The sequence below is a fragment of the Streptomyces sp. BR1 genome, assembly GCF_052373795.1.
In the GTDB taxonomy this organism is placed as follows: Bacteria; Actinomycetota; Actinomycetes; order Streptomycetales; family Streptomycetaceae; genus Streptomyces.
The window spans coordinates 1,669,642-1,685,006 of the sequence record NZ_CM126252.1 but is presented as its reverse complement, the minus strand read 5'-3'; the positions used below and the strand labels follow the sequence as shown (position 1 = coordinate 1,685,006).

The 15,365-nt window shown below is 72.1% G+C and carries 14 protein-coding genes and 1 pseudogene; 11 read left to right on the top strand and 4 right to left on the bottom strand.

The window, feature by feature from the left end; genetic code table 11:
• Nucleotides 1-4: 4 nt before the first annotated feature.
• Nucleotides 5-916 (top strand): ADP-ribosylglycohydrolase family protein, encoded by a 912-nt coding sequence (locus tag ACT1U9_RS06925; RefSeq protein WP_444537491.1) that lies wholly within the window; start codon nt 5-7, stop codon nt 914-916.
• A 3-nt stretch (nt 917-919) separates the two neighbouring features.
• Here ACT1U9_RS06925 and ACT1U9_RS06920 read toward each other — a convergent pair whose 3' ends face one another.
• On the bottom strand, nt 920-2,479 hold the full coding sequence (locus ACT1U9_RS06920) for an MFS transporter (protein ID WP_444537490.1): 1,560 nt from the start codon (nt 2,477-2,479) through the stop codon (nt 920-922).
• Between the two features lie 195 nt (nt 2,480-2,674).
• Between ACT1U9_RS06920 and ACT1U9_RS06915 the strand changes: the two genes are divergently transcribed.
• From ACT1U9_RS06915 to ACT1U9_RS06905, 3 genes are all read left to right on the top strand, one after another.
• Nucleotides 2,675-3,301: a TetR/AcrR family transcriptional regulator gene (locus ACT1U9_RS06915; RefSeq protein WP_444537489.1), complete on the top strand. Its 627-nt coding sequence runs from the start codon at nt 2,675-2,677 to the stop codon at nt 3,299-3,301.
• 72 nt (nt 3,302-3,373) lie between these two features.
• Nucleotides 3,374-4,084 (top strand): ribonuclease HII, encoded by a 711-nt coding sequence (locus ACT1U9_RS06910; protein WP_444537488.1) that lies wholly within the window; start codon nt 3,374-3,376, stop codon nt 4,082-4,084.
• A 105-nt stretch (nt 4,085-4,189) separates the two neighbouring features.
• Nucleotides 4,190-4,801: a hypothetical protein gene (locus tag ACT1U9_RS06905; RefSeq protein ID WP_444537487.1), complete on the top strand. Its 612-nt coding sequence runs from the start codon at nt 4,190-4,192 to the stop codon at nt 4,799-4,801.
• A gap of 133 nt (nt 4,802-4,934) precedes the next feature.
• Here ACT1U9_RS06905 and ACT1U9_RS06900 read toward each other — a convergent pair whose 3' ends face one another.
• Nucleotides 4,935-5,573 carry a hypothetical protein gene (locus ACT1U9_RS06900; protein WP_444537486.1) on the bottom strand — a complete coding sequence of 213 codons (639 nt, stop codon included), beginning with the start codon at nt 5,571-5,573 and terminating at the stop codon, nt 4,935-4,937.
• Nucleotides 5,574-5,898: 325 nt separating this feature from the next.
• Between ACT1U9_RS06900 and ACT1U9_RS06895 the strand changes: the two genes are divergently transcribed.
• From ACT1U9_RS06895 to ACT1U9_RS06870, 6 genes and pseudogenes are all read left to right on the top strand, one after another.
• Nucleotides 5,899-8,061 (top strand): RecQ family ATP-dependent DNA helicase, encoded by a 2,163-nt coding sequence (locus tag ACT1U9_RS06895; protein ID WP_444537485.1) that lies wholly within the window; start codon nt 5,899-5,901, stop codon nt 8,059-8,061.
• Between the two features lie 91 nt (nt 8,062-8,152).
• Nucleotides 8,153-9,158, top strand: a pseudogene (locus ACT1U9_RS06890) (zinc-dependent alcohol dehydrogenase).
• 45 nt (nt 9,159-9,203) lie between these two features.
• Entirely contained in the window at nt 9,204-9,602 is a 399-nt protein-coding gene (locus tag ACT1U9_RS06885; protein ID WP_444537484.1) for a 6-pyruvoyl trahydropterin synthase family protein, read from the top strand.
• Between the two features lie 12 nt (nt 9,603-9,614).
• Nucleotides 9,615-10,295, top strand: coding sequence for a RibD family protein (locus tag ACT1U9_RS06880; protein ID WP_444537483.1), 681 nt, complete (start codon nt 9,615-9,617; stop codon nt 10,293-10,295).
• An 82-nt stretch (nt 10,296-10,377) separates the two neighbouring features.
• Complete coding sequence (locus ACT1U9_RS06875) at nt 10,378-10,713, top strand: trypco2 family protein (RefSeq protein ID WP_444537482.1); 336 nt, start codon at nt 10,378-10,380, stop codon at nt 10,711-10,713.
• Nucleotides 10,703-13,633 carry a trypsin-like peptidase domain-containing protein gene (locus ACT1U9_RS06870; RefSeq protein ID WP_444537481.1) on the top strand — a complete coding sequence of 977 codons (2,931 nt, stop codon included), beginning with the start codon at nt 10,703-10,705 and terminating at the stop codon, nt 13,631-13,633. The genes ACT1U9_RS06875 and ACT1U9_RS06870 overlap by 11 nt, the downstream gene beginning before the upstream one ends.
• A 4-nt stretch (nt 13,634-13,637) precedes the next feature.
• On the opposite strand, the gene ACT1U9_RS06865 is transcribed toward ACT1U9_RS06870, so the two are convergent.
• Entirely contained in the window at nt 13,638-14,231 is a 594-nt protein-coding gene (locus ACT1U9_RS06865; protein WP_188275495.1) for a TetR/AcrR family transcriptional regulator, read from the bottom strand.
• Between the two features lie 170 nt (nt 14,232-14,401).
• Between ACT1U9_RS06865 and ACT1U9_RS06860 the strand changes: the two genes are divergently transcribed.
• Nucleotides 14,402-14,818, top strand: coding sequence for a pyridoxamine 5'-phosphate oxidase family protein (locus ACT1U9_RS06860; RefSeq protein ID WP_188275494.1), 417 nt, complete (start codon nt 14,402-14,404; stop codon nt 14,816-14,818).
• Nucleotides 14,819-14,893: 75 nt separating this feature from the next.
• Here the strand turns inward: ACT1U9_RS06860 and ACT1U9_RS06855 are convergent, their stop codons facing one another.
• On the bottom strand, nt 14,894-15,340 hold the full coding sequence (locus tag ACT1U9_RS06855; RefSeq protein WP_444537480.1) for a nuclear transport factor 2 family protein: 447 nt from the start codon (nt 15,338-15,340) through the stop codon (nt 14,894-14,896).
• Nucleotides 15,341-15,365: the final 25 nt, after the last annotated feature.

Genomic DNA, 15,365 nt, shown 5'->3' with positions numbered 1-15,365 from the left:
TGCGATGACCGCTGACTCCACACTCGAAGTGCGCTTCGAACGCGCGCTGGCCAGCCTGCGCGGACTGGCCGTGGGAGACGCCCTGGGCTCCCAGTTCTTCGTTCCCGCCAACTATCCGCTGCTCAAGCGCCGCGAGCTGCCCGCCGGCCGCTGGCAGTGGACCGACGACACCGAGATGGCCTGCTCGGTCGTGGCCGTCCTGGCCGCGAGCGGCCGGATCGACCAGGACCTCCTGGCCCGCTCCTTCGCCGAGCACCATGACTTCGACCGGGGGTACGGCCCGGCCGTGAACCGGATGCTGCGGCTGATCCGGGAGGGCGGCGACTGGCGCGAGCTGGCCGCCGGGCTCTTCAACGGCCAGGGGTCCTGGGGCAACGGTTCCGCGATGCGGATCGCGCCGCTCGGTGCCTGGTACGCCGACGACCCGGAGCAGGCCACGCATCAGGCCGAGATCTCCTCGTACACCACCCACCAGCACCGCGAGGCCGTGGTGGGCGCGATGGCGGTGGCCGCGGCCGCCGCTCTCGTGGCCGCTCCGGCGGGCCCGCCGAGTCCGGGTGACCTCCTGGACGGCGTGGTCGCGCTGGTGCCGCGCAGTGCGGTCGGCGCGGGGCTGCGGCGGGCGCGGGACATGCTCGACTACGGGGACGCGACCACGGTCGCCGCCGTGCTCGGCTGCGGGCGGCGCACCAGCGCGCACGACACCGTGCCGTTCGCGCTGTGGTCCGCGGCGCGCGGGCTCGGGGCGTACGAGAAGGCGTTCTGGACGACCGCGCAGGCGGGCGGCGACATCGACACGACCTGCGCGATCGTCGGCGGTGTGGTCGCCGCGGCCTCCGCCGGGGCGCCCCCGGCCGCGTGGCTGGAGCGGACCGAGGAGCTGCCCGACTGGGTACCGGCGACCGCGCCGCGCTGAGCTCTACCCGGCCGGAGCCCCGGTCCGGCCGCTCAGGGCTTCGAGGTCGCTCTTGCGTACCTGGATGACGAACAGGGCGACCACGGCGGCGACCGCGACCAGCGCCACGGCGGCGATGAAGGCCGTGCCGATGCCATGGGCGAGGACCTCGTCGCTCCAAGGGGCGGGCAGCTGATGCGACTTGGCGAAGGCCGCCTTCTGCTCGGGTGAGCCGTGTGCGAGGAAGTCCTTGACCTGGGTCTTGCCCTCGTTGCGGCTCGCGGTGCCGAAGACCGTGGTCAGGATGGACAGGCCGAGCGCGCCGCCGACCTGCTGGGTGGTGTTGAGCAGCCCGGACGCGGCGCCCGACTCGTGCTCGGCGATGCCGGAGACCGCGGTCAGGGTGAGGGTGACGAAGTTGAGGCCCATGCCGAAGCCGAACAGGAGCAGCGGGCCGATGATCCCGCCCGCGTAGGTGCTGTCCGGCTTGATCAGCGTCAGCCAGGCCATCGCGCCCCCGGTGATCAGCGAGCCGCCGACCACGATCGGCTTGGGGCCGATGCGGGGCAGGAACGTCGTCGCGAGACCCGCCGCCAGGACGATGGCCAGCGTCGACGGGAAGAACGCGACACCCGCCTTGACCGGGCTGTAGTGCAGCACGTTCTGCACGAAGAGCACGATGAAGAAGAACATCCCGAACATGGCCGCCGCCAGGCTCAGCATGATCACGTACGTGCCGGAGCGGTTGCGGTCGGCGAACATCCGCAATGGCGTGATCGGCTGCGCCGAGCGGCGCTCCACGGCGACGAAGGCGAGCAGCAGGACCACGGCCGCGCCGAAGGAAGCGAGCGTTCCGCCGTCGCGCCAGCCGTCGTTCGCGGCGCGGATGAACCCGTACACCAGCGCGGCCATGCCACCCGTCGAGGTGAAGGCGCCGGCGAGGTCGAAGGAGCCGGAGTGGCGCTGCGACTCCCTGATGTAGCGGGGCGCGAGGGCGGCGATGACCAGGCCGATGGGGACGTTGACGAAGAGCACCCAGCGCCAGTTGAGCCAGTCCGTGAGCATGCCGCCCGCGATCAGGCCGATGGCGCCGCCGCCCGCCGAGACGGCGGAGAAGACGCCGAACGCCCGGTTGCGCTCGGGCCCTTCGGGGAACGTCGTCGCGATCAGGGCGAGCGAGGTGGGGGAGGCGATGGCGCCGCCGACGCCTTGGAGGGCGCGGGCGGCGAGCAGCTGCCAGGGCTCCTGGGCGAAGCCGCCGAGCAGCGAGGCGAGGGTGAAGAGCAGGATGCCGGTGATGAACATCCGGCGCCGGCCGAGCAGGTCGCCGGCCCGCCCGCCGAGCAGCAGCAGCCCGCCGAAGGTCAGCGCGTACGCGTTGATGACCCAGGTCAGGTCGCTGGTGGAGAAGCCGAGGGAGGTCTGGATGTGGGGGAGCGCGATGTTCACGATCGTCGCGTCGAGCACCACCATCAGCTGGCACATCGCGATGACGGCGAGGGCTATGCCTTTGTGGTCCGCGCGTGGGGGGCCGGGTTCGGGGGCCGGGGAGTGGGGCTGTGCGTCTATCTGTTCCGACGTCATATGTCGTCCCCTTGAGGGGTGTTAGGAAACGCCACCGTTCACTATCGACGACTGTAACGAGCGGAAAACAAGGAACGCAATCGTTCTCTAAGGGGAGTTGGGGCCGTCCTGGTCAAACGATCGGGAGACGACCACCATGAGGGCATACCGTCCCCCATGACGCCCGTCATGACGTCCCCCAACGGAGAGAAGACGATGGCTACTTCGCGACCGCCCGCGGCCGACGAGGCCCCGCCGGTCTCGCCGCGCCGCCGGGGGCCCGTCCTGGAGCGGGCGATCCTGGATGCGACCCTGGAGCAGCTGAGCACGGTCGGCTGGAACGCCCTGACGATGGAGGGTGTGGCGGCCCGTGCGCAGACCGGGAAGGCCGCCCTGTACCGGCGCTGGTCGTCCAAGGAGGAGCTGGTCGTCGACGCCCTGCGCTCCGGGCTGCCCGACCTGGATCACGCCGACGACCACGGATCGGTGCGCGAGGACCTCTACCGGCTCTGTCTGCGGCTGCGGGACGCGATGTACTCACGCTCCGGATTCGCGCTCCGCTCGGTGCTTTACGAATGCGACGCCGCCAGCGCCGAACGGTTCCACGGCATGGTGCTGCAACGTATGGTCGCGCCCGCTCAGCGGCTCTTCGCGCAGGCCATACGGCAGGGAACCGAGCGGGGCGACGTACGGCCCGACGCCATCGCCGAGGTGATCTTCGACGTGATTCCGGGGCTGATGATGTTCCGCTCGAAGGTGCGCGGCAGCGAATGGCCCGACGAGGCGGTCGCCGAGATGGTCGACCGGGTGCTGGTCCCGCTGCTGCGGCCGGTCACGCGCTGACCGGCCCGATCGCGCGGGGCGGGCGGGCCGGGGTGTCATCGGCGGCCGCGGCGGCGTAACCTTGCTGGCGCCATGCCGTACGAACCACCCACCCACAGCGTCGAGCGCTCGATCCGCGCCACCACCGGCTACAAGATCATCGCCGGTGTCGACGAAGTCGGACGCGGGGCGTGGGCCGGTCCCGTCACGGTGTGCGCCGCCATCACGGGGCTGCGCCGACCGCCCGAGGGCCTGACCGACTCCAAGCTGATCAGCCCCAAGCGCCGCCTCGAACTGGCCGGGGAGCTGGAATCCTGGGTGAGTGCGTACGCACTGGGGCACTCCTCGCCCGAGGAGATCGACGAGCTCGGAATGACCGCCGCGCTCCGTCTCGCCGCCGTACGCGCGCTCGATCAGCTTCCGGTACGGCCGGAGGCGGTGATCCTCGACGGCAAGCACGACTATCTCGGCGACCCGTGGTGGGTCCGTACCGTCATCAAGGGGGACCAGTCCTGCATCGCGGTCGCGGCCGCCTCGGTGATCGCCAAGGTGCGCCGGGACGCGATGATGGCCGAACTGGGGGGAGAAGCAGGGGAGTACGCGGCGTTCGGCTTCGCCGACAACGCGGGTTACCCCTCGCCCACGCACAAGACGGCCCTGGTGGAGTGGGGTCCCACCCCGTACCACCGGCTGTCCTGGTCGTATCTCGACGCGCTGCCCCAGTGGCGGCACTTGAAGAAGGTCCGGGTCTCCGCGGCGGCGGCCGCACTGGAAAGCGGGGGCCAGCTCGGCTTCGACTTCTGAAATCCCTGGACTTTCCCCGCCCTTTACGGGGAGACTCCGCCCCGATCGCACTTTTGTGCCCACCCGGTGGTGTTCCCTTCACCGGCGTTTGATAGACATTCACTCATGCCTCTCATCCCCGAGGAGCCTCAGATTCACGAGAGCGCCCAGGGTCCCCGCGTCACTCCGGCCGCCGGCCGCACCGCGCCGACCCCCCGTCCCGTTCCTGGTCCGCGTACCGCGGCCGCACCGCGTCCCGGACACCCGGGTCCCGGTCCCGCCCGGCCCACGCCCCCCGCGCAGCGCACCCACAGTGCCGCGCAGCCCCAGGCAACCCGCTCGGAGAACACCTCCGGCCCGCAGATCCAGCTGATCCCCGCCCCCGCCGACGGTGCGCTCGACGCCGCCGGTGAGGCCGTGGACCTGCTGCTCGACACCGGTCGCGCACCGGGCGACATCCTGGTCCTCACCACCGGTGAGCAGCACCCGTGGGCGGCGCACGAGCTGTCCTTCGGGGAGGCGTCGTACTGGGCCCAGCACGACGCCCGCGACGACGTGTTCTACGCGTCCGCTTCCTCGGTCGCCCGGGCCTCGGCCCGGCCCGTGGTGATCGTCGCCGTCAACGGCGGGGACGACGTGGCGGTCGCGCTGCCTCTCGCCCGCGAGCGGGCGGGCGCGCTGCTGATCGTCTGCGGCGACCCGCAGCGGATCAACTCGGCGTTGGGCTCGGGCGTATAGGGGTTGTCCGTCAACGGGCGCCCCACTTGTGGATGGTCGATGCGGTTCCGCGCTCGCTTTTAGGGGCGCGGGGAACTGCGCGACCAGCCACGCACGGTCCGCAGACGAATATCCGCACCACCACGCGGAGCGCTCAGCGTGCTGCCACCTTGCGCAGTGGCTCCGGTGCTCCGCCCGCCGTGCGCAGCGGGAACGGGGTCGGGTCCGTGACGGCTTCCGCCAGGGAGGTCGCGGGACTCGTGGAGCTGGGGCGGCGGCCGCCGCGGCCCTCGCCCAGTACCTGCCAGCCCGCGCGCGTCAGCGTGATGTACGCGCCGCAGCGCAGCCCGTGCAGAGTGCAGGCATCCCGCAGGCCCCACATCCACGCGCCGTCCTCCTCCGTCCAACGCTCGTCGCCGTCACGGCAGTAGAGCAGTACGGCGGTGCGTACGGGGGTGCGGCGGCGCAGGTCGTGCGGGATCACCCGGCGCAGATGCGCGAGCAGCGCGTTGCGCAGCTCCCAGCCGTCGGCGGGTATCGCGCGCCGCGCGAACGACGCGCTGGCGGCGAGCCGTTCCTCGTGGTCGAGGACGGCGACGACGGCGGTCGACGGGGTCGGATGGTGCCGGGCGTGCAGTCCGCTCACCACCTCGCGCGGGTTGCGCAGCAGCGGGATCCCTGCCGAGGCCCACTCGGCGGGTTCCAGGGTGCGGCCCAGGCGGTTGGCGGAGCCGGCGGAGGCGAGCGACGACGAGGCCGCCGAGGCTGCGGACGGAGCGAATCCGAAGGTCACGGTCCTCCCTTCCGGATACGCGCCCACAGTGCGGGCAGGGTCGGGTGAGGGCGCAGCACGGCAGGGCCCGTGAACACCGGGCGAAGCGTGAAGGCGCGGCTCCAATTCTCGCTGGCGCGCTGGCGCGCGGCAACGAGCAAATGGCGCCGCTGACTGGAATCGGAGGGTATGACGCTCATATCCCTGCCCAGCCGCACCCGCGGTCACGCCATCGGCGCCACACCTGTCCCCTCCGTACGGCAGGGACCAGCGGAAACACGCCCAGGCCCGATCCTCGCGGCGGGGGATTGGGCCGTTGTCAGTGGTGTGCGGTTGCATGGGGGGCATGAGCAACCAGGAGCTGCGTGCCGAAGCCGACGCCATCCTCGCCGAGCTGGTCGGCGACCCGGGGGGTTCCGCGCGGCTGCGCGAGGACCAGTGGCAGGCGGTGGCGGCTCTGGTCCAGGAGCGCCGGCGGGCCCTGGTGGTGCAGCGCACCGGCTGGGGCAAGTCGGCGGTGTACTTCGTGGCCACCGCTCTGCTGCGCCGGCGCGGCGCCGGACCGACGGTGATCATCTCCCCGCTGCTCGCGCTGATGCGCAACCAGGTCGAGTCGGCGGCGCGGGCCGGTATCCGCGCGCACACCATCAACTCGGCCAACCCCGAGGAGTGGGACGCCATTTACGGGGAGGTCGAGCGCGGCGAGACCGATGTTCTCCTGGTGAGTCCGGAACGGCTCAACTCCGTCGATTTCCGCGATCAGGTGCTGCCCAAGCTCGCGGCCACGACCGGTCTGCTCGTGGTGGACGAGGCGCACTGCATCTCCGACTGGGGGCACGACTTCCGGCCGGACTACCGGCGGCTGCGGGCGATGCTGACCGAGCTGCCCGTCGGTGTGCCGGTGCTCGCCACCACCGCGACCGCGAACGCCCGGGTCACCGCCGATGTGGCCGAGCAGCTGGGCACCGGTGCCGGTGAGGCGCTGGTGCTGCGCGGCCCGCTGGAGCGCGAAAGCCTGCGCCTGGGCGTGGTCCGGCTGCCGGACGCCCCGCACCGCCTGGCCTGGCTCGCCGAGCACCTCGACGAGCTCCAGGGCTCCGGGATCATCTACACCCTCACCGTCGCCGCGGCCGAGGAGGCGACCGCCTTCCTGCGCCAGCGCGGCTTCAAGGTGGCCTCGTACACGGGTCGTACGGAGAACGCCGACCGTCTTCAGGCCGAGGTCGACCTCCAGGAGAACCGTGTCAAGGCGCTGGTCGCGACCTCGGCGCTCGGCATGGGCTTCGACAAGCCGGACCTGGGCTTCGTGATCCACCTCGGCTCGCCGTCCTCGCCGATCGCGTACTACCAGCAGGTCGGACGTGCCGGTCGCGGCGTCGAGCACGCCGATGTCCTGCTGCTGCCGGGCAAGGAGGACGAAGCCATCTGGCGCTACTTCGCCGACACCGCCTTCCCGCCCGAGGTCCAGGTCCGCCAGACCCTGTCGGCGCTGGCGGGCGCGGGACGGCCGCTGTCCGTACCGGCCCTGGAGGCGGCGGTGGACCTCCGTCGCAGCCGGCTGGAGACGATGCTGAAGGTGCTGGACGTCGACGGCGCCGTGAAGCGGGTGAAGGGCGGCTGGACGGCCACGGGGGCGGACTGGGTGTACGACGCCGAGCGCTACGCCTGGGTGGCGCGGCAGCGGGCGGCCGAGCAGCAGGCCATGCGCGACTACGTGAGCACGACCGAGTGCCGGATGGAGTTCCTGCGCCGGCAGCTGGACGACGAGGGGGCGGCCCCGTGCGGCCGCTGCGACAACTGCGCCGGTGCCTGGGCCGATTCCGCCGTGTCGGTGGAGACGGTGACCGGGGCGGCGAAGGAGCTGGACCGGCCGGGCGTGGAGGTCGAGCCGCGCCGGATGTGGCCGACGGGGATGCCCGCGCTCGGCATCGAGCTCAAGGGGCGTATCCCGGCCAAGGAGCAGTGCTCCACCGGACGCGCCCTGGGGCGCCTCTCCGACATCGGCTGGGGCAACCGGCTGCGCCCGCTGCTGGCCGACAACGCGCCGGACGGGCCGGTCCCCGACGACGTCCTGCGGGCCGCGGTGGCGGTCCTCGCCGACTGGGCGCGCTCGGCGGGCGGCTGGGCACCTGACGTCCCGGACGCCATCGCCCGGCCGGTGGGAGTCGTCGCGATGCCGTCCCTGGCCCGCCCGCACCTGGTGAGCTCCCTCGCCCAGGGGATCGCGACGGTCGGCCGCCTGCCCTTCCTCGGCACCCTGACGTACACGGGCCCGGGCGATGCGGTGCACACGGCGCGCCGCAGCAACTCCGCGCAACGCCTGCGGGCGCTGTCGGGTGCCTTCACCGTCTCCGAGGAACTGGCCGCCGCGCTGGCCGCGTCCCCCGGCCCGGTCCTGCTGGTGGACGACTACACCGACTCCGGCTGGACCCTCGCGGTCGCCGCGCGGCTGCTGCGGCGTTCGGGCAGTGAGGAGGTTCTGCCGCTGGTGCTCGCGGCGGCGGGGTGAGCTTCCCCCTGAGCTTCACCGTTCCGGCGCGACCGTCGTCTAGGATCACGGAACTCGGCCCGCGGGCGGGCCACTTAGCAGAGGAACACGCGTGCCGAGCCACATACGCTCCTTCTGGGTCACCTCCCCGGGACAGGGTGAGATCGTGACCTCGGCCCGCCTGCCCGCCTGCCCGCCTGCCCGCCTGCCCGCCTGCTAATGACGAAGCCGTAGTCCGGACGCTGTATTCCGGCGTGAGCCGTGGCACGGAGTCGCTCGTTTTCCACGGCCGGGTGCCCGCGAGTCAGTACATGGCGATGCGTGCCCCGTTTCAGGAAGGCGACTTCCCCGGGCCCGTCAAGTACGGGTATCTCAATGTCGGCCTGGTGGAGCAGGGACCGGCTCGGCTCGTGGGCCGGGCCGTGTTCAGCCTGTATCCGCATCAGACCCGGTTCCGGGTCCCTGTCGACGCCCTGGCGCCGGTGCCCGACAGGGTGCCGCCGGAGCGGGCCGTGCTGGCCGGGACCGTCGAGACCGCGCTCAACGCGCTGTGGGACGCGCCGCCCCGGATCGGTGACCGCATCGCCGTGGTGGGTGCGGGCATGGTCGGCTGCTGTGTGGCCGCGCTGCTCGCCCGGTTCCCCGGGGTGCGGGTGCAGCTCGTCGACGTCGATCCGGCCCGCGCGGAGGTCGCCGAGGCGCTCGGTGTCGCCTTCGCCCATCCGGCACGCGCGACCGGCGACCGCGATCTCGTCTTCCACGCCAGCGCCACCGAGGCAGGGCTGCGGCGCTCCCTGGAACTGCTCGCTCCCGAGGGCTGCGTGGTCGACCTGAGCTGGTACGGCGATCAGCCGGTGACGCTGCCGCTGGGGGAGTTCTTCCACTCCCGGCGGCTGTCGCTGCGCAGCAGCCAGGTCGGCGCCATCGCGCCGGACCGGCGCGCACGCCGCACGACCGCCGACCGGCTCACCCTCGCGCTCGACCTCCTCCGGGACCCGGTCTTCGACTCACTGATCACCGGCGAGTCCCACTTCGACGACCTCCCGCAGGTCATGGCCGAGATCGCCAACGGCGCGCTGCCCGGCCTCTGCCACCGCATCCGCTACGGCCCCCGCTGACCCGCGCCCGCCGTCAGCCGCCGTCAACGCCCTTCCGGAGAGGTCATGTTCACCGTCACCGTCCGCGATCACCTCATGATCGCCCACAGCTTCAGCGGCGAGGTCTTCGGGCCCGCGCAGCGCCTGCACGGCGCGACGTATCTGGTCGACGCGACCTTCCAGCGACCGGAGCTGGACGACGACAACATCGTCATAGACATGGGCTTGGCGGCCAGGGAAGTGCGCGGGATCGTCGGCGCCCTGTCCTACCGCAACCTCGACGAGGACCCCGACTTCGCCGGAACCAACACCACCACCGAGTTCCTGGCCAAGGTCATCGCCGACCGGATCGCCACCCGCGTACACGACGGCTCCCTCGGCCCCGGCGCCCGTGGCCTGACCGGACTCACCGTCCGGCTCCATGAGTCGCACATCGCGTGGGCCGACTACCACCGCACGCTCTGACCCGCCCCGGTCATGGCCATACGCCCGTACGTACTGCTGTCAGCGGCCGTCTCCCTGGACGGCCGCCTGGACGACACCTCGCGTGACCGGCTCGTGCTCTCCAACCGGCGCGACCTCGACCGTGTCGACCAGGAACGCGCCGCGGCGGACGCCATCCTCGTCGGCGCCACCACCCTGCGCCGGGACAACCCGCGCCTGCTGGTGGCGAGCGCCGGGCGGCGCGCCCGGCGGATCGCGCTCGGCAAGCCGGAGCATCCGCTGAAGGTCACGGTCACCGGGTCCGCCGAGCTCGACGCGTCGTACGCGTTCTGGCACTGCGGCGGCGAGAAGCTGGTCTTCACGGTGGACAGCGCACTCGCCCGGGCCCGTCGTACCCTCGGCGCCTTCGCCGACGTCGTCAGTACCGGCCCGGCTCTCCACTGGCCCCGCCTCCTCGACGAACTCGGCCGACGTGGGGTGGAACGGCTTCTGGTCGAAGGCGGCGGTACCGTCCACACCCAGCTCCTGGCGCAGGACCTGGCCGATGAACTCCACCTCGTCGTCGCCCCGTTGCTGGTGGGCGAGGCCGCTGCACCGGCGTTCCTGGGCCCGGCACCGTACCCCGGTGGCCCCACGGCCCGTATGAAACTCCTTGAGGCGCGCCCCGTCGACGACGTCGTGCTGCTGCGCTACGCCCCGAAACTCCGCTCCTGAGCCGGTACGGGCGCGTAAGTCGGCCAGTGCCGGGGCCGAGTTGACGATCCGTCGGTATGCTCCTCGGGCGCGTGGCCGGACGGTGGCGGACGAGACGGGGACGACAGTGGACGACGCGGTGGAACTGGCGGAGATGATCGGCCAGTTGCGGAGCGAGCTGAGCCGGGCCATGGCGGACGGGGCGGGTGAAGGGCTGCGGTTCCAGGCGGAGAAGCTGGAGCTCGAACTCACGGTGGGAGTGGAGCGCAGTCGCGAGCCGGGAGCGAAGGTGCGGTTCTGGGTGCTCGACGTCCACGGCTCCGCCCGTTCCGCGCACACGGCCACCCAACGGATCAAGCTCACCCTTCAGCCGGTGCTCGGCGACGCACCCGACAGCCCCGCGCTGATCTCGGGCGCGGAGCTGCCCGATGAGAGCTGAACCTCCGTCCGACGGGCTCGACCCGCACCGGATCGCCGAGATCATCGTCGAGAGCGGCGACGGCAGACGGCGTGGTTCCGGCTACCGGATCTCCACCGGCAGGGTCCTCACCGCCGCCCATGTGGTCGCCGACGCGACCTCGACGCTCGTACGGTGCGACGCCGATCAGCCGGGCGAGTGGTCGGCTCCGGCGGTCGTGACCTGGGCGGATGCCGACAGTGATCTGGCCGTGCTCGCCATCGAGGCACCCGCGACCACCCCCGTGGTCACCGGACCTGCCCGCTTCGGGCGTATCGCCGACGACCGGCACAGCATGGTCGGTGTACACGCCGCCGGGTTTCCACTGTGGAAGCGGCGCCGCCGGGACGGTGCCTCCTTCCGTGAACTGCACGTGGCGGACGGGACGGTGGCGGCGCTCTCCAATCTGCGGACCGGCACGCTGGAGATGACCGTGGCACCGGCCGGTACCGATCCCGACCCGGCCGCGTCGCCGTGGGCGGGGATGTCGGGCGCGGCGGTGTGGGCCGGGAGCCGCATCATCGGCGTGGTCGCCGAACACCATCGCTTCGAGGGCCCGGGACGGCTCACCGCCGTCCGTCTCGACCACGCGCTGCGCGGGCTCGACGCCGTGGAGCGCGCTGAGTTGGCCCGGTTGCTCGCGCTCCCCGACACGGCGGCCCTGCCCCTCGCCGTCCCCGGGGAATCACCCGGCGTACGAGTGGTCGGTGTCCCCGTCGCGCACGGCATCGAGCTGTTCAAGAACCGCACCCGCGAAAGCGACGTCATCGCACGGCACTTGAGCGATCCGGCCATCCGTATGGTGACCGTCGTCGGGCGGCGCGGCATCGGCAAGAGCGCGCTCGCCGCCAAGGTCATGGACCTCCTCGACCGGGGCCAATGGCCGGGTACTGCCGCAGGACCCCTCCCGTCCGGCCTGGTCAACCTCTCCACCCGGACCTCGGGCATCTCCCTGGAGCGGCTCTACTTCGACTGCGCCCGGCTGCTCGGCCCCGAGCGGGAGGAGCAGCTGCGCGGGGTCTGGGCGGGCGGCGGCACCGCGCAGGACCGGCTCGCCGCGCTGTTCGACGCGATGGGCGAGCGGCTGATCGTCATCCTCATGGACAACGTGGAGGAACTGCTCGGCGACGACGGCAGCATCGAGGACGAGGAGCTGGCCCTCTTCCTGGACTGGCTGTTCCGGGCCCGCACCACCCCGCGTCTGCTGGTCACCAGCCAGGTGCCGGTGCGTCTGGCGCCCGAACTTCGCCGCTTCGCCGCCGAGGTGCCGCCCTCCGAGGGACTGCGCCCCGCCGAGGCCGCGGCCCTGCTGCGCGAACTCGACCGCGACGGCAGCCTCGGGATCGCCGACCTCTCCGACGACGAACTCCTCGACGCGGCGGTACGGGTCCACGGCGTCCCGCGCGCCCTTGAACTCCTCGTCGGCGCGGTGGCCGAGGAAACGGTGCTGCTGCCCAGCCTCAAAGACGTGTTGCAGGACTTCACCCGCCGCCACGACGTCGTCGCGGACCTCGCGCAGGACCGCTACCGTCGCCTCGACGAGCCGGCGCGTGCCGTCCTCGGTGTCCTCGCCGCGCTGCGCACCCCCGTGGAACAGAGCGCGGTGGCACACATCGTGGGCGGACTCGATCCGGAGCTGCGGGTGGTCCCGGTCCTCACGGCGCTCGTCCGGGTACGCCTGGTGTCCGTGGACCGGGCGAGCCGGACCGTCGCCCTGCACCCGTTGGACGCGGACATCGCCCGCGACCAGATGCCGTGGGACGGACCGTTCGGGAGGCAAGCGGTGGAACGGCAGATCGCATCCTGGTACGCGCTGCGGGCGAAGCCGCGCGGCGCCTGGCGGACGCTGGAGGACGTCGAGCCGCACCGTCGGCAGTTCGGCCACCTGGTCGGTGCGGGCGACCACGACGGCGCCGCGCGGGTGCTGGGCGAGATCAGCGAATGGCTCGTCTGGCACGGCTCGGTGCTCGCCGCGATCACGATGCACCTGGCCGTCGACGGACACATCGGCGACGAGCGGGTACGCCTCGCCCATACCGTCGCGTACGGGCACGCCCGGCTCAGCGCCGGTCCGATGGAGCAGGCGGTCGAGCTGTTCAGCGAAGCGGCGGCCCTCGCCGAACGCCTCGGGGACCGGCCCGCGTTGCAGAACGCGTTGTTCGGCCTGGGTGACGCCCACCGCCAGCTCGGGGATCAGGGCGCCACCGTCGAACCGCTCGCCCGCGCCGCAGAGTTGGCCCATGAACTCGGCGACGCCGAGCGCGAGGCGCACGCGCTGCTCTCGCTCAGCCTCGCCCACAGCTACCTCGGCGACGGCGAGCGCGCGCTGGACGGCGCCGACCGGCTGGCCGTGCTGGCCCGGGCGAGCGGCGACCTGCTCGCCATCGCCCGCGCGGGCAACGCGCGCACCATCGCCCTGCTCACCCTGGGCCGCTGGCAGGAGACGGCCGACGCGGGCGCCGAGACGGCCCGCGCCTACCGCGCCGCCGACAGCCAGGAAGCGGTCGCGTACGCGCTGAACGCGCGGGGCCTGGCCCTGTTGGCTCTCGACGACCCTGCGCCTGCGGCCATGGTCCTCGAAGAGGCCCGCCACGAGGGTTCGCTGATGGAGAGCCCCCGGGCCGAGGGCGTCTGTCTGCTCAACCTCTCCTGGGCGTACTGGTGCGACGGCCGCCCGGAGGAGTGTGCCGCCACGGCCGACCGCGCCTCGACCGCCCTCCAGATCGCCGGAGCGGCGCAGGAGGCGGCGGCCCGCTTCCTCGCCGAGGCCGCCCGCGCCCTGCCCGACGACCCCCGGGCCGCCGCCGACGCCCTGATCCGCGCGGCGGCGGCCCTCGACGGCAACGCCGAGGTCATCACCCCCGCCTGGCTCACCGCCGAGGCGCGCCGACTGACGGACTGAGCTTCTACGACGTGACGTGCGCCGAGCGCAGACCGTCGAGGACGATGTCGATATAGCGCCGCCAGTCGCCGCTGCGCCGATGCACGATCGAGGTGAGACCGCAGGTCAGCGCGAGGATGTCGGCGCCCGCGATATCGGTGCGGATGGAGCCCGCCGCCTGGCCCTTGCCGACCAGGTCCACCAGCTCGGCCTCCAGATCGGCGCGCATGGTGCTGGGCGGCCCCTCGGAGCCGAGCGTGCCGCCGACGACGCTGGCGAAACCCCGGTCGCGCGCCTCCACCTCGCCGACCCGGGTGAGCAGCATCTGCAGTGCTTCCAGCGGCTCCGCCGACTCGCGGCAGACCGTGCGGTAGTACGTGAGGATCTCGCCGAAGCGCTGCTGGGAGGCCGCCACGACCATGGCTTCCTTGGTGGGGAAGTGCCGGTAGAGCGTTCCCACGCCGACCTCGGCGCGGCGGGCCACCTCGTCCATGGACACGTTGGCGCCGCGTTCCGCGAAGAGTTCCCGGGCCGCGTTCAGCACCCTGGCCCGGTTGCGCTCCGCGTCGGCCCGGAGCCGGCGGGGACCGTTCTCGGTGACTGGCGTTGACGTTGGCATACGGAACCTCCCTCCGTTTGACTCTACTATGCCCTGCCGTTACCTACTGAACCAGCCCTGACTTTGCGCCAGTTGGGGTATGCGGTTCGCAGTTGCCCAGTCGGTTACGCAGTGCGGCCCGGGGTGTTGACAATGGCCTGGTCGCACAGTGAAACGGAAGGACGAACACGATGTCGTTGCCCCTGGGGCGTACGAGTGCGCCGGAGGTGTCGGCGTCGGTGGAGGCATTCCTGTCGGAGCCGCACATCGGCGTGCTGACCACGATCCGGCCCGACGGGTCCCCGCATGTGGCGCCGGTGCGGTTCACCTGGGACGCGCAGGCGGGTCTGGCCCGGGTGATGACGGTGTCCACCTCCCGCAAGGCGCGCAATCTGATCGCCGCGCCCGGCAGCCGGGTCGCGATATGCCAGGTGGCCGGGTTCGCCTGGGTCACCCTCGAAGGCTCGGCCGTGGTGGCCGACGACCCGGTGCGGGTCACCGAGGGCGCGCGCCGCTACACCCGGCGCTACCGGTCCGGCCCGCCCAACCCGCCCGGCCGCGTGGTCGTGGAGATCGCGGTCGACCGGGTCATGACCCTCAACGTCTGAGCCGGTTCCGTACACAGCAGAGCGCGGCGGTACGGGGAGCGTCTTCCCCGTACCGCCGCGCTCTTGTCGTCGGCGTCAGCCCTTGCGGGGCGGGGTGCCGGTCACCCAGATCATGCGCAGCGACAGCAGGCTGAGCCGCCAGCCGTCCGGGGTGCGGCGGGCCTCGGCGCTCACCAGGCTTCCGTTGGCGAATATCGGATCGCGGTCGGCGTCCTCCGGATGGTCGGACGGGTGGTGCACATGGGTCGAGACGATGTTGCACCGCAAAGAGGCCCGGTCACCGTCGATTTCCACGACGGCGGGCGAGTTGATGTGCTGGGTCAGTGCGAAGGCCGCGAGCGCCGTGCTGTGGTACTCGGCGAGTCCGGTGATCCCCTCGTGCCGGCTCATCGGGAACTCGACGACCGCGTCCTCGGTGAACAGGCCCTTGGCCCAGGCGTCATCGAGCTTGTCGTCGTCCAGATTGATCAGGTAGCGGTTCAGCAGTCCCGCGACATCGGCGGTGGATTGGCTTGAGGTCATGGTTGAGGATGGCTCCGGAACAAGC